The sequence below is a fragment of the Pelagibius sp. Alg239-R121 genome, assembly GCF_947331435.1.
Lineage (GTDB): Bacteria > Pseudomonadota > Alphaproteobacteria > Kiloniellales > Kiloniellaceae > Denitrobaculum.
This window is the reverse complement of the sequence record NZ_CAMZOF010000001.1, coordinates 327,568-349,533: the sequence shown is the minus strand read 5'-3', so window position 1 is coordinate 349,533 and position 21,966 is coordinate 327,568. Positions and strand designations below refer to the sequence as shown.

General features: G+C 54.3%; 20 protein-coding genes, 1 tRNA gene and 1 pseudogene. 14 read left to right on the top strand and 8 right to left on the bottom strand.

All coding sequences use genetic code 11. From position 1 onward, the window contains the following. Window positions 1-17: 17 nt before the first annotated feature. From QMZ18_RS01520 to QMZ18_RS01505, 4 genes are all read left to right on the top strand, one after another. Window positions 18-266, top strand: coding sequence for a hypothetical protein (locus QMZ18_RS01520; RefSeq protein WP_282604461.1), 249 nt, complete (start codon window positions 18-20; stop codon window positions 264-266). Beyond that, complete coding sequence (locus QMZ18_RS01515) at window positions 263-1,474, top strand: hypothetical protein (RefSeq protein WP_282604460.1); 1,212 nt, start codon at window positions 263-265, stop codon at window positions 1,472-1,474. The genes QMZ18_RS01520 and QMZ18_RS01515 overlap by 4 nt, the downstream gene beginning before the upstream one ends. A 2-nt stretch (window positions 1,475-1,476) precedes the next feature. Next, a complete protein-coding gene (locus tag QMZ18_RS01510) occupies window positions 1,477-2,505 on the top strand; it encodes a serine protease (protein WP_282604459.1) in 1,029 nt (342 codons plus the stop codon). A 222-nt stretch (window positions 2,506-2,727) separates the two neighbouring features. Next, window positions 2,728-3,993, top strand: a complete 1,266-nt coding sequence (locus tag QMZ18_RS01505; protein WP_282604458.1) for a hypothetical protein — start codon at window positions 2,728-2,730, stop codon at window positions 3,991-3,993. 243 nt (window positions 3,994-4,236) lie between these two features. On the opposite strand, the gene QMZ18_RS01500 is transcribed toward QMZ18_RS01505, so the two are convergent. From QMZ18_RS01500 to QMZ18_RS01485, 4 genes are all read right to left on the bottom strand, one after another. Beyond that, window positions 4,237-5,475 carry a type II toxin-antitoxin system HipA family toxin gene (locus tag QMZ18_RS01500; RefSeq protein WP_367575936.1) on the bottom strand — a complete coding sequence of 413 codons (1,239 nt, stop codon included), beginning with the start codon at window positions 5,473-5,475 and terminating at the stop codon, window positions 4,237-4,239. Continuing rightward, a complete protein-coding gene (locus QMZ18_RS01495) occupies window positions 5,465-5,875 on the bottom strand; it encodes a helix-turn-helix domain-containing protein (protein WP_282604456.1) in 411 nt (136 codons plus the stop codon). Before QMZ18_RS01495 ends, QMZ18_RS01500 begins: the two co-directional genes overlap by 11 nt. Before the next feature lie 171 nt (window positions 5,876-6,046). Then, on the bottom strand, window positions 6,047-7,759 hold the full coding sequence (locus tag QMZ18_RS01490; protein ID WP_282604455.1) for a ParB/RepB/Spo0J family partition protein: 1,713 nt from the start codon (window positions 7,757-7,759) through the stop codon (window positions 6,047-6,049). Window positions 7,760-7,848: 89 nt separating this feature from the next. Next, window positions 7,849-8,151: a hypothetical protein gene (locus tag QMZ18_RS01485; RefSeq protein ID WP_282604454.1), complete on the bottom strand. Its 303-nt coding sequence runs from the start codon at window positions 8,149-8,151 to the stop codon at window positions 7,849-7,851. A gap of 233 nt (window positions 8,152-8,384) precedes the next feature. Here QMZ18_RS01485 and QMZ18_RS01480 point away from each other — a divergent pair. Beyond that, window positions 8,385-9,149 (top strand): annotated as a pseudogene (locus tag QMZ18_RS01480) (transposase); the annotation flags it as partial. A gap of 524 nt (window positions 9,150-9,673) precedes the next feature. On the opposite strand, the gene QMZ18_RS01475 reads toward QMZ18_RS01480, so the two are convergent. The 3 genes from QMZ18_RS01475 to QMZ18_RS01465 form a co-directional block, all read right to left on the bottom strand. Then, window positions 9,674-9,749 (bottom strand) — tRNA-Ala (locus QMZ18_RS01475). Window positions 9,750-10,000: 251 nt separating this feature from the next. Next, window positions 10,001-10,402 carry a TIGR02300 family protein gene (locus tag QMZ18_RS01470; protein ID WP_282604453.1) on the bottom strand — a complete coding sequence of 134 codons (402 nt, stop codon included), beginning with the start codon at window positions 10,400-10,402 and terminating at the stop codon, window positions 10,001-10,003. A gap of 35 nt (window positions 10,403-10,437) precedes the next feature. Then, complete coding sequence (locus tag QMZ18_RS01465) at window positions 10,438-10,731, bottom strand: hypothetical protein (RefSeq protein ID WP_282604452.1); 294 nt, start codon at window positions 10,729-10,731, stop codon at window positions 10,438-10,440. 6 nt (window positions 10,732-10,737) lie between these two features. On the opposite strand from QMZ18_RS01465, the gene aroA reads away from it, so the two are divergent. The 9 genes from aroA to QMZ18_RS01420 all read left to right on the top strand — a co-directional run bounded on the left by aroA (window position 10,738) and on the right by QMZ18_RS01420 (window position 20,274). Next, window positions 10,738-12,099: a 3-phosphoshikimate 1-carboxyvinyltransferase gene (aroA, locus tag QMZ18_RS01460; protein WP_282604451.1), complete on the top strand. Its 1,362-nt coding sequence runs from the start codon at window positions 10,738-10,740 to the stop codon at window positions 12,097-12,099. Then, window positions 12,096-12,743 carry a (d)CMP kinase gene (gene cmk, locus QMZ18_RS01455; RefSeq protein ID WP_282604450.1) on the top strand — a complete coding sequence of 216 codons (648 nt, stop codon included), beginning with the start codon at window positions 12,096-12,098 and terminating at the stop codon, window positions 12,741-12,743. Before aroA ends, cmk begins: the two co-directional genes overlap by 4 nt. A 265-nt stretch (window positions 12,744-13,008) precedes the next feature. After that, entirely contained in the window at window positions 13,009-14,865 is a 1,857-nt protein-coding gene (gene rpsA, locus QMZ18_RS01450; RefSeq protein WP_282604449.1) for a 30S ribosomal protein S1, read from the top strand. A 334-nt stretch (window positions 14,866-15,199) separates the two neighbouring features. Continuing rightward, window positions 15,200-15,484 carry an integration host factor subunit beta gene (ihfB, locus tag QMZ18_RS01445; RefSeq protein ID WP_282604448.1) on the top strand — a complete coding sequence of 95 codons (285 nt, stop codon included), beginning with the start codon at window positions 15,200-15,202 and terminating at the stop codon, window positions 15,482-15,484. Between the two features lie 376 nt (window positions 15,485-15,860). Beyond that, window positions 15,861-16,286, top strand: a complete 426-nt coding sequence (locus QMZ18_RS01440) for a lipopolysaccharide assembly protein LapA domain-containing protein (RefSeq protein WP_282604447.1) — start codon at window positions 15,861-15,863, stop codon at window positions 16,284-16,286. A 24-nt stretch (window positions 16,287-16,310) separates the two neighbouring features. After that, on the top strand, window positions 16,311-17,246 hold the full coding sequence (locus QMZ18_RS01435) for an ornithine cyclodeaminase family protein (protein WP_282604446.1): 936 nt from the start codon (window positions 16,311-16,313) through the stop codon (window positions 17,244-17,246). Window positions 17,247-17,370: 124 nt separating this feature from the next. Next, window positions 17,371-18,084 carry an orotidine-5'-phosphate decarboxylase gene (gene pyrF, locus QMZ18_RS01430; protein WP_282604445.1) on the top strand — a complete coding sequence of 238 codons (714 nt, stop codon included), beginning with the start codon at window positions 17,371-17,373 and terminating at the stop codon, window positions 18,082-18,084. Between the two features lie 123 nt (window positions 18,085-18,207). Next, window positions 18,208-19,161: a hypothetical protein gene (locus tag QMZ18_RS01425; protein ID WP_282604444.1), complete on the top strand. Its 954-nt coding sequence runs from the start codon at window positions 18,208-18,210 to the stop codon at window positions 19,159-19,161. Window positions 19,162-19,374: 213 nt separating this feature from the next. Beyond that, entirely contained in the window at window positions 19,375-20,274 is a 900-nt protein-coding gene (locus QMZ18_RS01420; RefSeq protein WP_282604443.1) for a hypothetical protein, read from the top strand. A 43-nt stretch (window positions 20,275-20,317) separates the two neighbouring features. Here the strand turns inward: QMZ18_RS01420 and QMZ18_RS01415 are convergent, their stop codons facing one another. Then, window positions 20,318-21,904 (bottom strand): VanZ family protein, encoded by a 1,587-nt coding sequence (locus tag QMZ18_RS01415; protein WP_282604442.1) that lies wholly within the window; start codon window positions 21,902-21,904, stop codon window positions 20,318-20,320. Window positions 21,905-21,966 lie beyond the last annotated feature (62 nt).

The following is a 21,966-nucleotide window of genomic DNA, read 5'->3' as shown; positions in this document are numbered from 1 at the left end:
GTTAAGGGAGGAAAAAAATGTTCCGTATGAATTCTAACTCTCCTGGACAGAAGGTCACAGCAGCGGCCCTTGGTGCGGCTATCGTGCAAGTCCTGATCTGGTTTGTGGAGGTCGAAAGTGATCCAATAAAAATTCCTGCTGGGGTTTCGGCTGCAATCACAACAATCGTTGTTTTCGCCGTGGGCTATCTCATCCCTCCTGGCAAGAAAGAGCAAGTTGTCGAACTCAGCAAGCCGAATACCCCATTGGGGAGGCAGGCATCATGAATATCAAGCTCTCGCTCATCGCCTTGAGCTTTACAACATTAAGTCTTCAGTCTTGTACAGGTGTCAGTTCGGTCGCGGTTGGTGACAAAGACGATAACAACCTCGGTCCGGTTTACTTCCTGCCGACGACAAAACTTCCACTCTTCGTATCGGTCGATACTAATGGCGATGGTATATCAATTTCTGCGTCTGAGCCTGTCTACATCGCCGACGAACAACACCGGTATCGATTGAAGTCAATTTACAGTCCCTTTCACGCTGAGACTTTCGATGCGAAGGTTAGTAGAACTGGGCTCTTGAACACACTCAACTACGAATCAGACGGGCGCCTGGATGAAGCTGCTCAGAACGCCCTTAAATCAGTGGGCGCTCTGGTCGCGCAAAGCCAGCCCGCCGATGGCAAGTTAGTGCTCAGTCGAGAGGTCGATCTCGAGGCCTTGACCAAACCTTCCGTTTCCGAAGATTTGGTCAGCGAGATTGACATCCTCAATAGTGAAATCAATCAGGCAATCCTAGGAGCTTTTGGGTCGATTGATCGGGAGGAATTGGCGGAAAAACCTTTCCTCTTAGAAGCCGAAAGTTTGTTAGGACAGCAAGGTTCTGTTGTGGCGCTTTCCGTCGTACGGTCGTTTGGTGCCGATAAGGCGCTAGACCCTATCGATGATAGCAGTAAATGCAGTGTCGGCTTTTGTTACCGCTTGCCTGTTTCCTACACCGTCACGGCACGATTTTTCGACGACACAATCCAACAAACCAATGTGTACCTGCCTAACGGCAGCCCGACTTACGCCGCTGCGGTTAAGCGTGGCGTCTTTACCAAGTGGTCAAGCGACGTAAGCCTGCACAATGGGATGCTCGTCGACTACAAGTACGTTACAGACGGTAGTGAAGCCGAACGCCTTGCAGCTCTTCCCTTCGAGCTCGTCGGTTCATTCATACAAGGCATAACAAAGCAAGGAGAGCTTTTTGATGCGCGCTCAACCCTGATCGACAAAAAAATCAACCTTGACGCAAAGAAGAAGGAAGCAAGGGAGGCAAAGTTAAAGCAGGAAAACTATAAGCCAGGATCCATGCTGTTTAACCTCTCGGTGGGGAACGCAGGGTTGCAATTTGGAAGCGAGACAGTTCAGCCAGAGGCCGAAGCACCAGAGAATGGTGGCGCACCCAGTGGAGCTTCGACAACCGGTTCGTCTGGAACAGGAAGGTAGTTATGGCTGACGATTCAAAAGTGCATCTTGAAATCACAGATGACGAAAACCCCTATGCGATCGGAACTGATGTTACGCAGGGAGAACTTAAAGTACCCGTCCACGCAGGGCCGGATCATTCTTCGCAAAAGCGTGAGCCATTGGAGCAGGAGCGTGAAAGGCGGATACAAAGAAGCTGGATGACGGAAACGCATCTTGGCGGAATATTGGAAAGGGTTTCGGATTTCCCCTTAAGTCGTGCCTATAGTCATGGCTATGGATCGCAAATTGTCGATCAGACATCTTTGTCGGATGTGCTATGCACTACCTCTTCCAACACTCTTCTCGATAAAGGAGTGCGAAAGTGGCTACAGCCCGAAAATGCCTTTTTCGAGGGGCAGCCGTGGGTAAAAATTAACGATACGTCGCGTGTTCCCTTTCGCAGTATTTGCCATCTGGAAATTGTCTATGAAAACGGCTCGAGAGCGACAGGTAGCGCTTGGTTCTCGGGCCCTGACACCCTGATCACCGCGGGCCACAATGTTTTCGATCGACATTCTAAGTCCTGGGCGAGGAATATCCGGGTGATTCCTGGGCGCGACGGACGAATTGCGCCATTCGGCGAAACCTACGGAGTGAAAAGAGATGCTCTCGCTGGTTGGGTTGATCGGGGAGACGAGCAATACGATCTCGGTATGATAAAGACGGCCGATAAGACAATCGGGTCGGCCACCGGTTGGTTTGGCTATGCGGTTTTCACCGATAGTGATTTATCTGCACGGCCCCTCATCCAAAGCGCTGGGTATCCTGGAGAGTCTAAGGCATTCGGTACGCAGTGGTATGATGCAGGCCGATCAACTGACTACGACGAGGCATTCATATACTACCGGGTGGATACCGAAGCGGGGCAAAGCGGCGCACCCATTTTTTTTTCAAACAAAAGTGGACAACGTTGGGTCGTTGCTACTCATGTTTACACGCAAGGAACTGCAAACCTAGGTCGCCGTGTAACGAACGAGATTTTTGATGCAATCTCCAATTGGTCGTCTTGAGTGCGTAGCTCTCCAGAGCGCCCTTATGACTGTGCCAGTTCAAAAATTCTCGTGACGTTTTTGTGATTTATGCGATAAATATCAATATTTTACGTATAAGTTGCCAAATTCTCAGAACACTTATGAAACGCCAGAAGAAAGCATCGTGCTCAACGTTCGTGTCTGAAATGAAACCCTAAGCGACACGAGAGCTCAAATCTCTAAATTGTCGAGTGACAGTACATGACCCATCTCGAAGCCGCTGAAGACAGCTTTAGTCGAGCCAATAACTTTTACATTTTGATGTGGAGTTTGACTGCTCTTATCCTAGTCACATCGTTCATCGACTTCAGATCCCATAATATCGAAGAGCGTAGCAATGAAGAACTGATAAAATTCTATTCCGATATGGAGTCTGATGCACTGGAAATTGCACTTCAACTTCGTTCCTTCATGTATCTCCAACCAGACTACCATAACGAGCGGCGTTCGATTGACGAACTCAGAAGAAATCGCAGTCGGTTGTTTGCCGAGGTTCGCCGCACTGTAAAAGCGATGACCAATCCAGAGATTGGACTCTCGAGCAGTCAACGCCTTGCAATTAACAGCCCCCTCAACACAATTGGCGGCTTGATGTTCCTAAATGACCCAATGGGTCTGGAAGCAGAGTTTCCATTTCTAGAAGGGCAATCTGCGCTTCGTCTCGCCGAGCATAGCCCAGGCTCATACCTCGTCGCAGATAAAATAGAGAACCTCCGGGTCGAAGATGCGTTGCGCTATCATTGGATGTCGACGCTTGAAATTAAAGCTTGGTTGAAAGGCTTGACGGTGCTCCAATCATCGCTTTCCACCGAAGAAGATTTAAGCAAAGCCACTCGCGAATTGGAAAGACTTAAAAACCTTGTTCTCAGCGAGTTCAGCCTTAATAGAAGAGCAACGGCCGAAAGAATTTGGAACAAGTGGATAAGGTCACCGAATAATGAAATTTCCGATCTTGAGAAACAGCGGAGGGCAAATCTTACGCTCGCACAACCAAGTGTGGCTTTGAAGGTAGCACACGAAAAGCGAGTCGCACTTCTACTGAGGGCAACTGGGCAATCCAGCACAATCAATATTCCTGTTATCTCGATATCTCTTCAGCTACGCGACGCAATCCTGATAGGGCCATGGATTTTGGCATTTTGCGCTTTATCTATTGCGATCTACACAACTAGAGCATTGCGCTACTTATCTGGAGTAAGAATCGGAGAGAGCGTCGTTGGGAATTTGCCAAGCTTCTATGCTTTTCACGGTTTATGGTCATACGCAGGGGTCTTCATAGCAATAATCCTGTTGATCGCGCCTGCTGCGCTATTTCTCTTCGTCCTTCCTATCTTCATACCAGTCTTGTTGGATGAATGGGACACTAGAGCGGCACTGTTTTATTTAGGCGGCATCTTCGCGCTCTTCTTGCTGGCAGTGCCGCTTTATCATATCCCACGGGTCTTCAAGCTGATTGATGAACTGTAACCCGCACCTACCGAGTTGGCTGTGAAGAAATAGAAGATTGAATACGCAGCGCTAGGCACTGATGACTCGAAACGGTCGACTGACCCGCTCATCGCTTTAGAGGACGTAGCAATTTGAACAGTTGACCTGACATCAGCTTGGCAATCTCCTTCGTTCAATAATTACTTGAAGATCAATAGGTGCCTTCTCTCCGTTGCAAACGTGAACACCAAACTGTGCCGCCAGCATTTACTGTGGCCTGCCTCATTCACCACCCTGCACAATTGACAGAGTCTTCAGATGCGCATCGATGGCGCGGAGAACATCTGTACCCATCGGGAAGTGTTTCTTCTCTGCCTGCCACCGCTCCATGAAGAGATCGACTGTTTCTAGGGCGGTATCCAACACCAGCTTGCGTGGCAAGGCAGCCTTGGCGGAGAGATGGAAGAGCTCGTCTTTCGTGTAGTCCGTGAATGCGCGTGATCTGCTGAAGTTCAGCGCGGCTTTGTCGTCCGCGATGTAGGGAATCGTCGAGACAAAATCATAGGCCGGGGAGAGACGGGCGTGATGTCTGTCAGGATAGATCAGCGACCAGTTTTTGAGGTGCATGTCGCCGTTTCCGATCAGTGTGTTAAAGGTCAGGCGCCGGATGAACTCGGCGATATCACTGTCACCTGCTTCTGCGGCGATAACTGAGGCAATGTTGCGGGCACTTGCTCGCTTGTATTTGTCCTCGGCATAGACATCGAAGACCTGTGCAAAGTCCTCGATATGGATGGGCGCATCGCTGCTGCGATCAAAGCGTTCGATGATGAATGCCTTTTCACCAAGGGCGTCTATGCCGCCTGGCATGTTGCCTATGCTTTTGATATTGATCAGGTCAATAGTAGGAACGGTGATTCCAATCATGCGGGCAAGCGTCATCATCGAGAATTCGTTTTCAGGGACACCGTGATACTGCTGGGAAGGCAGCTTTACGATCCAGTTGCCGCCGACACCGCTTGCCGGAATTGTCAGCCCGCCTGATGCCTCTGTAACAGCCGAGAACTTCAGTTGAACGCCCGCAAGAGAGAAGTGCAGGGCTTCTGCCTTCGCGCTTGATCGTGTCTGCTCATCCAGCGCGTCGAGTTGTTCAGCCGGAGGCTGTGCTTCTCCTTCTGCCGGACGCACGGTAATTGCACCGGGGAGATCGCGGCCCAAAGCCCAAAGGAGGAAAAATTCGCGGTCGGTATGAATACCGGCGTTCTCGGCGAGGTATTTTCGAAGATGTCCTTCCGGCAAAAGGTTGGAGAAGAACGGCATGAGCTTGATGCGATAGGGCCGGAATTCGGTGATCAGCTCTCCAAACCTGTCCTTGAAGCGCAAGCCCAGTGTCGACCGTTCCGGATCGGCGATGTATTCTTCATTGAACGCGAATAGCGTTCGCTCTCCTCCGAGATAGGTGAGCGTGCCGATTGCTTGACCGTGCAGGAAGACATTGAGGGTCGAGATATCAGCCATCATCATCCTCATCGAGCGAATAAGCTGGTTTCGGTTCGTCTTCTATCTGCCTGAATATTGAACTGTGAGCCAAAGTGTTTCGAATTGCTTTCGTCTTCTCGAATGCACTTGTCGCTTGAGAGCGCGTTCCTGCGGCCTGCCGAATGAGTGAATGGACAGCAGGCAACGCTTTACGCGGCACGAGTGTCAGTTCCAGATCGAGGGCATGCGCAAGGGCGGCAAGGCTGGAAAGACGGAGATCAACTGCGCCCGCTTCAATACGGGAAATCTGACCCTGCGGAACGCCTGCCAGCTTGCTCAATTCGCGCTGGCTGAGGCCTTTTGCCGCGCGGGCGTCCTGCAGTCTTTTGGAGATTGCCTGTGCATCGTAACTCATTTTGATATTCTTTTCTGCATCGATCATAGGAATTATATATTTAAGTATATCAAAAATCGAGATATGATGCAAACACCGATACATCTCTCGATATCATATCTGGAAAAGATATCGAAATATGTATCATTCTAAAGCAACGCAAATGAAAGAGCCGCGTGCAGCCACACGGCCCTTCCTTTGAGCTTTATTGAGATCGCGCTATGCGGCCTCGGTAAGATCGTCGGCGCTTTCCTCCGCTTCGCTTTGCGCAGGCTCAGCGTCCGGGTCAATGGCGGGAAACTGCATCGCTTCGGGAAGCCAGTCGCGCGCCTGCAGCTGGTCAGGCTGGGGCGAGGGCATATTCCGCACCTTGCAGAAGTAGCGCACCATCATGGGCACCAGTTCCGATTTCTTATAGCCGTTTCCATTGCCAAACAGACGGGATAACCCGCTGTCACGGAGTATGGCTTGAAGCTGGGTCATGGTTCTGCGGCTGAGGAACCATGCATCGGGAACCCAGTGCTTACGCATATCGATACCGATGTCACCTGCAACGCGGTTGAAGAGACTCTCTTTGTTGGTATCAAGCCTGTCGCAATCTTCCTGTCCGAACCGAACCAGCGAGAAGAAGGCAAACAGGCGGTCAAGCCCATCATCGTCAAGCCGCTGAATACATTCGTATGCCTGTGCCTTCGAATAACCGAGGCCGAACAGGGTATTGAATGCGTCCTGACCGTGTGTATCCTCACCGAGTAGATCCAATAAAGCAGCCGCTTCAGCTTCGATGGCACTGATGTAAGCGTCATCCCCGTCACTGTTTGCCAGATAGTCGTAGCAGCCGTGAACCGCGCACTGCAACATCATCGTAACCACACCGATCTCCTTGGCCTTGCGCCGATGGGAGAGCAACTCGGTTTGCAAGGTGGCGCTTTTGCGCATGGCGAAGTATTCGCAGACGGGTTTGGCATAGGTCGCTTTGGTGTTCAGCGCCCTCGAGACAGAAGCATCGATGGATTTACGGATCAGCCCGTCATGTATCTCGACCTTTCCGCTCGGGCACAGTTGCACCACCACACCGCCGGACTCGCCCTCCCCGGCCTCGCGGTATTCAAGCGATGAAAACCTGCCCTCGATGAATTCCGCCCAGTCGTGACTTTGCTCATACTCTGCAACAAGGCTCTCGGCGGACGTTTTTTGCAGACGGAAGAACTCATCGGCATCATCGAAGTAAGAGGTTTCGTCTTCACCAAACAGATCGGTTGTCAGTGACCCTTTGTAGTCTTCCTTGGGGAAGATCGCTTGCGCCATGCTGGGAGCCTGGCCAATCAAACGGCCTTTGATGTCGGACGGCGCCGAGTACCAGCCTTTAATCACCTGATCCAGTAACCCGTCCTGTTCGCTGTGACTGCCAAGGCTGAGGGCTTCGGCCTGTGACAATGAGATACGCTTGTCACTCAATGCCGCCTTCGTGGCATCACTGAGACCAAGCAGGACAAGACGGCGTTGGATAGTGCGTTCGGACAATCCGGTTTGCGCGGCAATCTCGTCAAGACATTCGCCGTGTTCCGCCAGCGTTTGGATAGCATCAGCTTCTTCCAACGGCGAAAGATCTTCCCGCTGGATGTTTTCGACTGCTGCGATACGCAGGATATCCGAATCAGAAAGAGACTCGCGCACTTCCACGGGCACGGAGACATCTTTTGGAAAATCGCCGTTTTCCACCAGTAGCGATAAGGCGCGGTAACGTCGCTCACCGCTGATAATCGGGTAGATGCGTTTGCGCCCCTCCGGTTTTGCCGCGACAAGGTTTTGCAACAGGCCATCTGTCTTGATGCTTTGTGCGAGGCCTGCAATCGTTTCCTCGTCGAATTGCTTGCGCGGATTGTCCAATGAAGGACGCAGTTTAGTAAGGGGGATCATTTCAATAGTCATTTTGTTTCTCCTTTTTTGAGAGGTTTGAGTGATGCGGGATTGCACCGTGGAGCGGTCAGGGATGAGAACCGCTCGGCGCTGCATTCCGGCTAGACTTGTTTGGCCTTTTCAAAGGCGTCTTGCGCTAATCCGCACTCCCGGAACCAGTCCCAGAGTTCGCAGAGCAAAGCCTCGTCGCTGCCGCTTAGGGTGCGGTGGGCGCCAGCAAACCAGTCGAGAAACCAATACTCGATGCGGTGGCAAGAAAAAGTCAGGGTTTGTGAAAAACCTGAATTCGTCGGAAGGGCCGCCATACGAAAGCTGGTAGCGGAAATAGCCTTCCCGTTGATCCTTGAAGGTGTGCGGCGCGACATAATCGAAACCCAGACCGTACTCGCAGATGTTTTCTCCATCCGCGCTTTCCTCTCCCGCACAATATGACCGCCAGAGCCTCTGCAGGTCTTCGATGCGGTACTTGAGGTGCCGTTCGATCCTGTCTTCACAAGTGTTTCCTTGTTGTTTCATGCCGACCTTCCTTTCCAAACACGGGTTGCGCATGCACCCTTGGCCATCGCCGAGCGACCCAATAAAAAACCCCGCGTAAACGCGGGGTTGGGTGCGAGACCGCAACACGGTGCGCCAGGCAATGTTGGATATGGCATTGGCGCGGCCAGAACTGAGCCCACGGGAACTGGCTGTGACATTCACCGACGAGCGCAGCTACTTCGTCTCTGAGGCCAGTGTTTACAGGCTTCTGAGGTCTCATGATTTGATCACCAGCCCAGCATTCATTGTTATGAAATCGGCGAACGAGTTCCGCGATAAGACCACAGCACCCAATCAATTTTGGCAGACTGACTTCACTTATCTCAAGGTCATCGGTTGGGGTTGGTTCTACCTCAGCACGATCTTGGATGACTACAGTCGCTACATCATCACTTGGAAGCTCTGCACCGGAATGGCCGCATCAGACGTTCAGGGCACGTTAAATCAAGCTCTGGAGGCAACTGGGTTGGATCAGGTAAATGTGGTGCATCGCCCCCGCCTGCTGTCAGATAATGGCCCATGCTACATCTCCGGAGATCTCGCTGAATATCTAGAAGACAAAGGCATGACGCACACACGCGGCGCGCCCTATCATCCGCAAACACAGGGCAAGATCGAGCGATGGCATCAGACGATGAAGAACTGCATCCTGCTAGAAAACTACTTCCTACCTGGTGATCTCGAAGCCCATATCGCTGCCTTCGTTGGGCATTACAACCACCAGCGATACCACGAGAGCCTGAACAACGTCACACCCGCCGACGTTTACACAGGCCGAGGCCACACAATCTTGCTTGAACGCGAGAAGATAAAAAGGAAAACTATGAAGTCGAGGCGCTTGCAGCACGCTAAGGCCGCTGCTTAACTAAACCCAGATGAGCGATGACTCCTCAAAGTCAAAACGCCTTCTGTCTCAAACTATATGATGACGGACATTTAAACTTTGCAAGGCGATGTTCCGTGATGCCTGGGACATCCGCCGAGCGGATACAGCGAAAGTATCAGAGCGTCTCAGGGAGGATGTATCTGCAATTCAGCAAAAGATAGATCGAGTGGTAGATCGTCTCGTGGACGCTGACACAGAGACCCTTGTGAAGGCCTACGAGGCGCGGATTGAAGGGATGCAACACGAGCGGCGAGTAATTGAGGATCGCATCAAAAATGCGGACAAACCGCCTGCCACCTTCGAGGACACGTTCGAACTCGCTATGAAGTTTCTATCAAATCCTTGGAAAATATGGGATTTTGGACATCTCGGGCTTCGCCGAATCGTGCTGAATTTGGCTCTCGCGGAGCCGCTAACCTATGATCGAAAAGCGGGTCTTCGAACCGCAAAAACGACATTACCGTTCAATATGTTAGGAAGTTTTTTTATCGCTAAGTGCGGTTTGGTGGAGCCGAGGGGAATCGAACCCCTGACCTCTACAATGCCATTGTAGCGCTCTCCCAACTGAGCTACGGCCCCATCTCTGTCGCGCTTTGGAAATCAAAGCTTCGCCGCCTGTGCGGTCTGCGCGAACGGCGGGAAGATATGTGCCTGCCCGGATCAAGGCAAGGGAAAAATAGCTAACGAAAACCTAACTGGTCGACGAAGCGTTTCCCGATTTCAGCGCCTGCAGGATGAGCTGCTTACGCGCCCATTGCCTTGAGCAGAAACCTAACGTCACAGCAGTTAGTAAAGCGGCTGAGCATTGCCGCCAAAAGTGCAACCGGACGCTAGCGTTCCTCATCCTTGTTTTCGACGACGACGTCGGCCAGATCCGAATCTCCCTCGAGATCGTCGGTGTTGGCCAGGACTGCATCGTCGTCGTCGTCTTCGACCGCATCGACGCCGTCGTCGTCGTCATCGGCCAAAAGCACGTCGTCTTCATTCTCGACTGGTTTCTTGACGACTTCCTTCGGCACCGGCTTGGCCGCTGCCGGCCGCGGGCGCCTGGATTTCAATAAGGCATCCGGGTCAAAGCTGGCACCACATTTCGGGCAGGCAATCGGATTGCGCTGCATATCATAGAATTTCGCGCTGCAACTCTGGCAAACGCGCTTTAGTCCCCATTCCGGCTTGGCCACGGCCAATCCTCCAATAGACTTGCAAACGGCTACGGGCGTGGCGTTTGCCATGTTCGCCTGCGCCTGTCAAAAGGTAAATCGATGTTTCACGCATTGATCGCTTTAGATGCCAAATTTGCAGGCAGAATAGTAGCCCGCTCAGATTTTGCCGAGCTGTTGTTTTGCTTGATGCTTTTGAGGGTTGCTTCGAAAGGCTTGTCATCAGGCTGCTGTGTGCTAGAGCAATGCGCGTTTTTGATCAAAGTGCTGGAATGCTTGAACCAGTCAGCCGGAACCTTCCGGGCGACTCCGCTATAATGCGGATGGCCTGCTGAACCAGTTGATATCTGTGCAGCACTCCAGCCATCGAGGAGCCGGATCCGGAAATCGGGCCGGAACATAGGACCGTGAAACCTCTGACCGCCAACACTTCAGGGCCACTGACTGGCGAAGTCCGCGTCCCGGGTGACAAGTCGATATCGCATCGCGCGCTGATGCTCGCGGCCATTGCTGTTGGCGAGAGCCGGATTGAAGGCTTGCTGGAGGGCGAGGATGTTCTTTGCACGGCGGCGGCGATGCGGGCTCTTGGGGCCGAGGTCGAAAGGGCTGACGACGGAGTCTGGCATGTTTGGGGGCGAGGCGTCGGCGGTCTTTGCGAACCTGAGTCCGTGCTCGATATGGGCAACTCGGGTACTGCTGCGCGTTTGCTGCTCGGGCTCCTGGCGACGCATCCGCTGACTGCGACCATGACCGGCGATGAATCTCTGCGGGGAAGACCGATGGGCAGGGTCACCCGGCCGTTGAGCGAGATGGGGGCGCTATTCACCGGACGTTCGGGGGCTTCTGCGCAAGGCGGTGAGCTTCTACCGCTGACCGTAAGTGGTGCTGCCGATCCCATCCCGATCACCTACCAGCTGCCGGTGGCATCGGCGCAGGTCAAATCCGCGGTTTTGCTCGCGGGATTGAACACGCCTGGTGACACGACGGTGATAGAGCCCGCCCACACGCGCGACCATAGTGAGCTTATGTTGCGGCACTTCGGTGCAGAGTTGAGGGTCGAGGAAACGGCGAATGGACGGGCAACGACCCTGTCTGGACAACCGGAACTGACGGGTCAGAATATCAAAGTTCCCTCGGATCCGTCTTCCGCGGCCTTTCCACTGGTAGCGGCTCTTTTGATTCCGGGATCCGAAATCACCCTGCCTGCGGTGGGTATGAACCCTCACCGCACCGGGCTTTATACAACGTTGCGCGAAATGGGAGCGAAGATCGATTTTGCCAATCCGCGCGAAGAAGGCGGCGAGCCGGTTGCCGATCTTATCGTCAAGGCGGGAACTCTGAAGGGCATCGAAATTCCGTCTGAGCGCGCGCCTTCCATGATTGACGAATATCCTATCCTGGCGGTGGCGGCTGCCTGTGCCGAAGGGCCTACTGTTATGCGTGGTCTCGCTGAGTTGCGGGTCAAGGAATGCGACCGGCTTGCTGCCACGGCTCGTGGGCTGGAGGCTTGCGGTGTAGAGGTGGAGGAGGGTGGGGACAGCTTGGTCGTCCACGGGGTTGGTGCTGCGGCCGACCATCGGCCGCTTGGCGGTGCGACCGTGGCCACTCACTTCGATCACCGTATCGCCATGAGCTTTCTGGTGCTCGGTTTGGTAGCCGGTAAAGCCGTTACCGTTGACGACGCCACCGCGATCGACACTTCTTTTCCAGATTTTTCCGACCTGATGTCGAGACTGGGTGCCCGGATAACAGGAGCTGGAGCGTCGTGATTCTCGCTGTTGACGGCCCGGTTGCGGCGGGCAAGGGGACGCTGGCCCGAAATCTGGCCCGTAAACTCAATCTTGCCTATCTGGATACCGGCTCCATTTATCGGGCCGTGGGTGCCAAGATCCTCGAACGGAAAGAAGATCCAGGTGATCCCGTAGCCGCACTGCGTGTGGCACAATCCCTAGCTCCGCTTGATCTGGAGCGTTCGGATTTGCGCCAGGAGTCCGTTGGTCTTGCAGCTTCGACCGTGGCTGTGAACACCCAGGTACGGGCCGCGCTATTGGCGTTTCAGCGAAATTTTGCGGCAAACCCACCTGATCTGGCCTCAGGTGCGGCCTCAGGTGCTGTTTTGGATGGCCGCGATATCGGGACTGTGGTTTGTCCCGGTGCCGATTTGAAGTTCTTTGTGACTGCGACTCCCGAAGCAAGGGCCGAAAGGCGCCATAAAGAGTTGATTGAACGCGGCGATGAGTCTATATACGCGCGCGTTCTACAGGATTTGATGGATCGGGATGCCCGGGACTCGCAGCGAGTAACGGCCCCCCTGAAACCGGCGGAAGACGCTGTGTATCTCGATACCAGCGATATGGAAGCCGACGAAGTCCTGGAAACGGCCTTGAATATCATACGCTCGCGCGGATTATAGCGCCGGTGTTTGCCAAGTGCCGTTATTACCGTGGGAAGGCTTAAAAAGGCTCAACTGGCGGTTCTAGAAAGCGGTGAGAGTTAAGAGGGCGGTAATTCGGCTGGAGCCGTGCCGCCTTTCGGTCGTTTGCCGACAGCGCGGTCTCCCGTGGGCCGGGAGTTGCCGTGAGGCCGAACGACATAATTGTAAGCCCGGGATGGTCCCGGGAAGACCGCCGGAGTCAACCGGCCGGCCCGAATAGTGCGACTTGAAAGGACTTTAACACATGGCTGAAGCAGCCGTAGAAACCCCGACACCAGCGAAGGAAAGCTTCGCAGCACTTCTTGAAGAATCCCTCGGCACCATCCCAAGCCTTGAGGGCACCGTTCTAAAAGGCACCATCGTCTCGATGGACAGCGATTCCGTCATGGTCGACGTTGGCCTGAAATCGGAAGGCCGCGTTGCCCTGAAAGAATTCTCCGAAGCCGGGAAGGTTCCCGAGCTGAAGGTTGGTGACGACGTCGAGGTTTACCTCGAGCGGATGGAGAACAAGTTCGGCGAGGCCATGATCTCGCGCGAAAAAGCCAAGCGCGAAGAAGCCTGGACCCAGCTTGAGAAAGCCTTTAACGACAATGAGCGCGTGAACGGCGTCATCTTCGGACGTGTCAAAGGTGGTTTCACCGTCGATCTCTCCGGCGCTGTGGCCTTCCTGCCCGGCAGTCAGGTCGACATCCGCCCGGTTCGCGACGTTTCGCCCCTCATGGGTACCCCACAACCTTTCCAGATCCTGAAAATGGATCGCGCCCGCGGCAACATCGTTGTCTCACGCCGCGCCGTCCTAGAGGAAACCCGCGCCGAACAGCGTTCGGAACTGGTTGCGAACCTCAAGGAAGGCCAGGTTTTGCAGGGCGTGGTCAAGAACATCACCGATTACGGCGCTTTCGTCGATCTTGGCGGTGTCGATGGTCTGCTGCACGTTACCGACATCTCTTGGAAGCGCATCAACCATCCGACCGAAGCCCTTGCCATCGGCCAGCAGGTCGACGTTCAGGTCATTCGCTTCAACGCCGAAACCCAGCGCATCAGCCTGGGCATGAAGCAGCTTGAAGCCGATCCCTGGGAAGGCGTCTCGGCCAAATACCCGATGGGTGCCAAGTTTGTCGGCCGCGTGACCAACATCACCGACTACGGTGCGTTCGTCGAGCTCGAGCCCGGTATCGAGGGTCTGGTCCACGTTTCCGAGATGAGTTGGACCAAGAAGAACATCCACCCTGGCAAGATCGTTTCGACCAGCCAGGAAGTCGAGGTTATGGTTCTCGACGTGGACGAGCAGAAGCGCCGTATCAGCCTTGGTCTGAAGCAGTGTGGCTCCAATCCTTGGGATGCCTTCGTCGACAACTATCCGACGGGCAGCGAGATCGAGGGCGAGATCAAGAACATCACCGAGTTCGGTCTGTTCGTAGGTCTGCCTGGCGAGATCGACGGTATGGTTCATCTGTCCGATCTGGACTGGAACCTGTCCGGTGAAGAAGCCGTCAAGTCCTACGAGAAGGGTGCGATGGTCAAGGTCAAGGTTCTGGATGTCGATGTCGACAAGGAACGCATCAGCCTCGGTATCAAGCAGCTGGGCGACGATCCTTTCGCCGGTTCGACCCAGAACATCAAAAAGGGCGATGTGGTGACGGTGACCGTCCATCAGATCACCGACGGTGGTATCGAAGTGCAGCTCGCCGACGGTGCGCTTGGCTTCATCCGCAAGGCCGAACTGTCGCGCGATCGCAGCGAACAACGTCCAGACCGCTTTGCGGTTGGCGAAAAGGTCGATGCCAAGATCACAACGATCGACAGCAAGACCCGCAAGATCTCGCTTTCCATCAAGCAGCGTGAAGCCGAGGAAGAGAAACAGGCGATGGCGGATTACGGTTCGACCGAATCCGGCGCCAGCCTGGGCGATATTCTAGGTGCGGCTCTTTCTAAGGCGGCTGAAGGTCGCGACACTGAAGAGCCCAAGCCGGCCAAGAAGGCTGCTGCCAAGTCCGAGGCCGCCGAGGCCGAGGCAGAGGAAGCTCCCTCCGAAGAAGCCGTGGCCGAGGATGCCGCAGCCGATACGGGCGAAGCAACCGAAGGCAGCGAAAAGGCCTGATCCTATCGATCCGGCGCTTCGGCGCTGCGATCCTGAAAAAGCGGCCCGGCGGAATTGCCGGGCCGTTTTTGTATCGTTCGGTCGTTTAGTTAATTACGCCGCTCAAAAAAACCTTTGATCTTAGTGGGTTACACTTGACGCCTTCGCGTCCCTCTGGCAACCTTTGGTCCAATGAACTTGAGCCGAAGCGGTTTTCGAGGCTCCGTTGCTCCATAAGAAATGGAAACGACGGTCGAAAATAAAGACTTTGGCGGTTGAACAGACAAATGGGGCGTTGAGGCTTTGATCAGCGCAAGGTCTTGAACCGCATGGCCTGCCAGGGGGAAGGGGCATTATGACCAAGTCGGAGCTCATTCAGCATATAGCGGAGCTGAATCCGCATTTATATCATCGTGACGTCGAGCGAATCGTCACCACTATATTCGATGAAATTTCAGAAGCTCTGGCACGCGGCGATCGGGTGGAACTCCGCGGGTTTGGTGCCTTCTCGGTGAAGCATAGAGAAGCCCGCGTCGGACGGAATCCGCGTACGGGCGATGCCGTCAGTGTGTCAGAGAAACACATCCCCTTCTTCAAAACCGGCAAACAGCTCCGGGAGCGGCTCAACGGCGAATCCTAGGTTTTGGCTGCGGGCGCATACAATCGAGTGATTTAGCGTACTGAGTCAGTCTCTGTGCTGGTTTTCTCTGCTATTTTAAAACCGCCGATTGCCCTCTAGACCGGATCATATTTTACCGGATCCACTTTGTGGTTTCGCTGAAATATGTGAACCTTGCTTCGCCCAGTATGTTCCGCAGTAGGGCTCGGGTATGCCTGGCTGGTCGTGTTGGGTCGCTTCCATGTCCCGACTGAGCTGTGCTAGGGTGAGATCGCTCTTGATTGAAGTGATCAAGAACGTGAATCGTATCTCGCGTAATCAAAGTGAGGTCGATTCGCTTTCTATCTCGTTTTCGAACGAGACGGTCGGATTCTAGGACAACAGCTGCGAGCTCAATGTGAAATATCTTTCCTGGATCATTACGTTGCCGATCACCGTGATCGTCGTGATCTTCGCGATCAGCAATCTGCATGAAGTTGCCTTCGGCTTCTGGCCTTTGGAAGGCACTTTTTCGCTTGAGCTCTATATCGCAATTCTTCTGACCTTCGTTGTCGGTTTTGTCTGTGGCGGCGTCGTTCTTTGGTTCTCTGCCGGAAAGGTCAGGCGCCGGGCGCGCAAAGCAGAGTTTGAAGCCGTTGGTCTGAAGCGGGAGAACGCGAGCCTGAAACAGCAGGCCTCACGCGAGGCTGCCACCCAGGCACACAAGTCTGCTGCTGCGGCCTCCGGTGGGACTGCACCGCTCCAGATCGGCGCCTCTCCCTCTCAAACACAGGCAGCGTCAGCGTCGAGCGACACAGCGGCGGCCCGTTTGACGGGGACGTGACCCAAGGCTCAAAATAACAGCCTTATGCGGATCATTTCTGCTGCCGAAGTTGAAGGGGCCTTGGACTTCACCAGTTTGGTGGAGCGCTTGCGTCAGGCCTTTCGGCGCGAGACCGGCGTTCCGCCTCGCCATTACCATCACTTGGAGGATGGAAACGGCGACGAGGCTGCGTTACTGCTGATGCCCGCTTGGCAGGCGGGGCAGAGTATCGGCGTAAAACTGGCAACGGTGTTCCCCAGCAATGCAGAGCGTGGCTTGCCGGCCGTGATGGGTGCCTATCTGCTCCTCGACGGCAAGACGGGATCGCCCAAAGCCCTGATCGACGGTCCTATGCTGACGGTCAAACGTACGGCCGCCGCTTCCGCTCTGGCATCTCGTTATCTTTCACGCCCGGATTGCGAACGCCTTTTAATGGTCGGTACCGGGGCGCTTGCACCGTATCTGATTACTGCCCACGCGACCGTCCGGCCCCTCTGCAACGTTCTGATCTGGGGCCGTCATTCCGAAAAAGCAGAGAAGCTTGCCAGGCGTCTTAACCGGCGCGATTTTCGAGTCAATTTCACCACCGATCTGGAGGCGGCTGTTAAGGGTGCGGATATCATCTCTTGCGCGACCCTAAGCAGTGAACCGCTCGTCAGGGGCAGTTGGCTTCGGCCCGGACAGCATGTCGATCTGGTGGGTGCCTTTCGGCCCGACATGCGGGAAAGTGATGACGAGGTGATCCGGCGGTCGAGAATTTTTGTCGATACGCGTGAGGGTGCTCTCGGTGAGGCCGGCGATCTGATACAGCCGATCCAGGAGGGGGTGCTTGACCCCGCGGATATTGCAGGGGATTTCTTTGATATGACCCGTGGTGATCGTGCGGGCCGGCGGTATTACGACCAGATCACGCTCTTCAAGTCTGTGGGGACAGCTATCGAGGATCTTGCTGCGGCGCAACTGACCTTCGAGCGGGCTTAACGATTCTATCAATTGTCTTGCTCCCCCGACGACCGCAGCCGGATCTTCGGTTGTGCCGACAGGCAAAATTCGTCAGAAGGAGCTGTCGCCATCACAATCAGCAGATTCAGGAGGAAATTGGAGAATGGACCCCAAAGAACGCATCCTCGTGGGCATCGACACACCTGACCTTACGCGTGCAGAGAGCCTGGTGCGCAGTGTGGCCGGACGTGTTGGCGGCATCAAGATCGGCAAGGAGTTTTTCACGGCGCAGGGACCAGAAGCGGTCCGAAAGCTCGTAGGGGACGACTCGCTGTTCCTGGATCTCAAGTTCCACGACATTCCAAACACCGTCGCGGGAGCCGTCCGGTCATCGCTGCGCATGAAGCCGCAGATCCTCAATGTTCATGCCTCAGGCGGCAGAGCGATGATGACGGCTGCCGCCCAAGCTGCGCAGGAGGAAGCAGCGGCACTTGCTGTGCCGAAACCATTGGTTATCGCCGTCACGGTGCTTACGAGCCTGGACGACGAGGATCTTGTGGCGGTCGGACAACAAGGGCCGGCCAGCGCCCAGGTCGAGCGGCTGGCGGCATTGACGCAGGATTGCGGATTAGATGGTGTGGTCTGTTCGCCACGTGAGATCGCCGTGTTGCGGGCCGCCTGTGGCCCAGACTTTAAGCTGATCGTGCCTGGAATTCGTCCAACTTGGTCGGTCGCGGGTGATCAGAAGCGCATTATGACGCCGTCAGAGGCTGTGTCGATCGGCGCCGACTATATTGTTATCGGACGTCCGATTACTTCTGCCGAGGATCCGGCGGAAGCGGCTGATAGAATCGCGATGGAGTTGGCAGGGCATTAGAAACGGGCGAGCCCTGCGGTGTTCAAGGTAAAGAACATCCTCTGATTGATTAGGTTGATCAGCTATGCCAGTCTGCGTCTTCTGCAGTATAAAGCGGATCGAACGACAGGATGTTTCGGCGTTATGAGCGACATGCAGTCGCCGAAGACTGATCGCAGTCTTCCGGTCTTATCCACGGTAGGCTCTGCCTACGGCAGCTTTTTTCGGAACGCGCGGTATTTGCCGGCGGTTTTGTTTCAGCCATTTTTGATGTTCTGCGCCTTTTGGGCCCTATTCGATTTTTACGAAATCGAGTTTCTTGAATTTGGCGAGATTGTGAAAGACGGTGAAAATCGCAGGCGATTGACCGGTGTTTCGCTCATGGTTCCGTTGCTCCTGACGTTTCCCTTCTCGTTGATAGCAGTGAATTGGCATAGATTGCTTGTCCTCGGACCTGCCAACTCTTCTGTGCGCTGGATGTATTTTTTACCGCGCAGCTATTGGATTTATCACGGCTATATTATTTTTGTAGTCATTGCTTCATTCGTCTTCTTTGTTTTTATATCGATCGTAGAATCTCTCATTGTCTCGCTTATAACCGTTGGAACAATGTTCTCCTTTGATCATTCGTTTGGCGACGGTTTTCCCGCATCCCCGTTTCGCTGGCTTCCTTACGCATTAATTTTTTTTCTTCTGGTGAATCCTACGGCGTGGGCCGTTTTGTTCGGCAGGTTTTTCTTTGTGTTTCCTGCAGTGGCATTGAACGAAAAGTACAGCTTTTTTGCCTCTTACAGGCATAGCCGGGGTCTGACATTTGCCATGCCTCTCGGTTTGCTGCTCTGCATTTTTCCTGGTGTCGCACTAATGTCGGTATCGAGCTTTTCGGTTTATTTTTTCGACCTTCACAGCATTCTTGCGACGCATGAGCCTCGGGATCTTTTCGAACCTCTGGGCGAAGTGTTCCAACGCGAACTGCCGTCTTGGCTCGCTGTCTTTAACGTTGCCATAGCTGGCTGTTGTTCCTTGGTCTCTTTATCTTTTGTGACAATTGCCTTTCAAAAATGCTCCGGATGGGTGCCTGAACAGATGGGCGAGTGAGCTGGTGTCCGGTCGTTTTTCTTAGGCACGCAAAAAGCGCGGTTCAGCCAAATCTTCAATATGTTAAACTGCAAAACACAGTCCTCGGCAGCAGTGCCGGCTGTCCCGTATCTGTTGTGATATTGATTGCCGGAAAGCGGCGTGCCATTTTCTCCGCGAGGTCATTTGCATTGGATTGCAACCTCGTTGTCCCCCTCAGCTCTTAGGGCCCTCATGAACACTTCTTCGACACCGCCCGAAAATGCGGTCCAAAGTCTCGCTGTTATCCCGAGTGTTACCAATGCTTATCGGCTCGTGTTTCTGAACCTGCGTCTTGTGCCTGCGGCGATCTGCCTGCCTGCTTTGATTTATCTGGTCTGGTACATGGTTCTCGAATCGACGGGTTGGGGCGCCCTTCTGAACAGTGTCAACAGCGTGCCCCCGGAACAATTACCCGTCGGCCAGATCTTCAAGGTGGCCATGCTCTCCAGTGTGGTCCAGTTCGCAGCCCTGACGTTGCTTTATGTGGCCTGGCACCGTCTCGTCCTCTTCGGGCCCATCGACGGGCGGCCGAGGTTTGTTTATCCGATCGCGCGCAGACACATGATGTATTTTGCATACATGGTGCTCGTCACGATCATCATTGCAATCTCCTTAGGGGTTCTTTCCTTTATTATCACCTTGGTAGTGACTTTTCTGGTTGTGGTATCAGGGGGGGCGGGCGCCGTTGGCGTCTTGCTTGTTGTGCCTATTCTTTTTCTTATCGGCATGGCTCTCCTGGCAAAGCTGTCTTTCGTCTTTCCTGCGGTCGCGGTCGATGAAAACTATGGCCTGATGAATGCCTGGAAACAGTCCAAAGGCCAGGTAACTCGGTTGGTTACGGGTTTCATTCTGTGTTTTCTACCGGCACTGATTATCTCAGTCGGATTGAACTGGGAACTGTTCAGCGCAGCCTTTTCCGGAGGCGCAGTTCAGTCGCGGATGACGTGGAGTTGGATCGACGTGGTAACGACTGTCATCGGGATTCTGAACGGTCTGGCGGTTATTTCCTATCTCTCGATTGCTTTCCAGACCTGCACCGGTTGGGTACCTGAAGCCCCTGCAAGCCAAGAGGTTCAGCCCTGGGAATCGTGAGATTAACGTACTGGAATATAGGGAGCTGGTAACCCCAGTCTCGTTAGGTACCGTCAGCCTCCAGTTCGGAGAAGAACCGGTCGATGATCCGCCGTACCAACCTGGAGACACTGCTGCCGCATTCCTGAGAGAGCTTTTGCAGAAGGTCGTGCTGATCGGGATGAAGTTCTATATTCCAAGACTTCCAGCTGCTGCTTTCGTTCTCGCGTGTTATCAGGCCTGCAGAACCAGTCAATACAAGGGCACTGAGTCTTCGCCTGTGGTCAGCCGCGTTTTGAGCGTTTTGAGCGGCCAGTTCGACGGCCTCATCGATAATTTTCCGGCTTGCTTCCGAGACCGAAACGCCCAATTCCTGAGCGAGAAGATCTAAGAGCTCTCCTTGTGTGGAATTCAAGTTCACGCGCTCGACAATCCAGTCTTCGGACCAGTTCTGAGCAGGCCCGCTTTCTGCTTCCGATGCCCCGCTCCGTCGTCTCCGTCGTGTCCGCGGCTCTGTCTCTGACCTTTGCTGGCTCAATCCCTCAACCGCAAAGATTGCGAACGCGGCAAAGATCACGAGCAGAGGGTCCGTGATCTCAGGCGTATGGTTCGCAACATAGGTCTGTCCGAACTCAATAGCGGCGACCCAGGCCGTGGCCGCCAGCACCGAGATCCAGCCGCCGGCGCCCATGCGCAGCAACAGATAGACAATGCTGCCGTAGGCGAAGACCTTCTCGCTGGCCGATTGCGCATTGACGAACATCGAGCCGCCAAGAAAGCCCCGGAATGGTAGCCAGTTGAAGGCAGTGGGTTCCGCCCGGAGAATAAAGGGTGTGAGATCGCTCCAGGCCAAGCTGAACAATAAGCAGATCAGCAGCGGTAGTTCTACCCGGCGCAGTCTGCTGAAGAGGGTCCAGTGAAGCAGGATCGCGAGGAGACCGCCCGCGACATTGGACGGTGTCAGAACATTAAAGACGATCAGGATCTCCAACCCGAAGGTGCCGAGTACCAGAAGCGGCAACAGGCGTCCCAGCCGCTTGCCGCGCAGGCCAAGATTCAGGAAGTATCCCACGAGCAGCCAGGCGACCGCGTGATAGGCTACGGACGGTAAACTGAGGTCACCGTAAGCCAGCAGCGGCTTGATGGAGTCCTTGATCGATTGGAAGTCGATCGAGGGAACAAAGGGAATTAAGCGGTAGGCCAGCCAGCTTCCGATCAGAATCCAGGGAACCAGCTGCAGGTTCGTGGCCTGATCTGCCGCACGGCGGATAAATTGGCGTGAGGGTACGCCCAAAGCAGCGCCAATCATGATACCCAGGAGGTTCCAGATGACGTCTTGCAGATTTTCATCGCGTGACGGCAGATAGAGCTGCGCAACCTGCAGCGCAAAGGCGAAGATGACTCCGACGACGCAAACGAAAAGAAACTGCCGGACGAGCCGCGCCTCTGCACCGGCGGCCAGAATGCCCAGGTATCCAAAGGGTAGGAAAAGAACGACGTTGCCCAGGATGTCGCCGCGGCTGGTCTCGCGGCAGCAGGTATCGATAAAAGCCTGCATTGCCGAAGGATCGAGCGGCTGAAACTGAAAGTCGAAGGGATAGATCGACCCATAGGCAGCAATCGCTGCAAATCCTAACCAGAGTCTATTCATGTGCGGATATGTAACTAATCAATTCAATTGAGATGGGAATTTCCGGCGATCCGATACAAATG

What these genes read in the sequence shown, in the direction of transcription:
- QMZ18_RS01435 (WP_282604446.1), top strand. Translation starts at nt 16,311, where the DNA reads ATGCGGATCATTTCTGCTGCCGAAGTTGAAGGGGCCTTGGACTTCACC.
- QMZ18_RS01520 (WP_282604461.1), top strand. Translation starts at nt 18, where the DNA reads ATGTTCCGTATGAATTCTAACTCTCCTGGACAGAAGGTCACAGCAGCG.
- QMZ18_RS01505 (WP_282604458.1), top strand. Translation starts at nt 2,728, where the DNA reads ATGACCCATCTCGAAGCCGCTGAAGACAGCTTTAGTCGAGCCAATAAC.
- QMZ18_RS01425 (WP_282604444.1), top strand. Translation starts at nt 18,208, where the DNA reads ATGAGCGACATGCAGTCGCCGAAGACTGATCGCAGTCTTCCGGTCTTA.
- QMZ18_RS01495 (WP_282604456.1), bottom strand. Translation starts at nt 5,875, where the DNA reads ATGATCGATGCAGAAAAGAATATCAAAATGAGTTACGATGCACAGGCA.
- pyrF (WP_282604445.1), top strand. Translation starts at nt 17,371, where the DNA reads ATGGACCCCAAAGAACGCATCCTCGTGGGCATCGACACACCTGACCTT.
- QMZ18_RS01420 (WP_282604443.1), top strand. Translation starts at nt 19,375, where the DNA reads ATGAACACTTCTTCGACACCGCCCGAAAATGCGGTCCAAAGTCTCGCT.
- QMZ18_RS01515 (WP_282604460.1), top strand. Translation starts at nt 263, where the DNA reads ATGAATATCAAGCTCTCGCTCATCGCCTTGAGCTTTACAACATTAAGT.
- QMZ18_RS01485 (WP_282604454.1), bottom strand. Translation starts at nt 8,151, where the DNA reads ATGGAGAAAACATCTGCGAGTACGGTCTGGGTTTCGATTATGTCGCGC.
- ihfB (WP_282604448.1), top strand. Translation starts at nt 15,200, where the DNA reads ATGACCAAGTCGGAGCTCATTCAGCATATAGCGGAGCTGAATCCGCAT.
- QMZ18_RS01470 (WP_282604453.1), bottom strand. Translation starts at nt 10,402, where the DNA reads ATGGCAAACGCCACGCCCGTAGCCGTTTGCAAGTCTATTGGAGGATTG.
- QMZ18_RS01490 (WP_282604455.1), bottom strand. Translation starts at nt 7,759, where the DNA reads ATGACTATTGAAATGATCCCCCTTACTAAACTGCGTCCTTCATTGGAC.
- QMZ18_RS01500 (WP_367575936.1), bottom strand. Translation starts at nt 5,475, where the DNA reads ATGATGGCTGATATCTCGACCCTCAATGTCTTCCTGCACGGTCAAGCA.
- QMZ18_RS01510 (WP_282604459.1), top strand. Translation starts at nt 1,477, where the DNA reads ATGGCTGACGATTCAAAAGTGCATCTTGAAATCACAGATGACGAAAAC.
- QMZ18_RS01465 (WP_282604452.1), bottom strand. Translation starts at nt 10,731, where the DNA reads ATGTTCCGGCCCGATTTCCGGATCCGGCTCCTCGATGGCTGGAGTGCT.
- rpsA (WP_282604449.1), top strand. Translation starts at nt 13,009, where the DNA reads ATGGCTGAAGCAGCCGTAGAAACCCCGACACCAGCGAAGGAAAGCTTC.
- QMZ18_RS01415 (WP_282604442.1), bottom strand. Translation starts at nt 21,904, where the DNA reads ATGAATAGACTCTGGTTAGGATTTGCAGCGATTGCTGCCTATGGGTCG.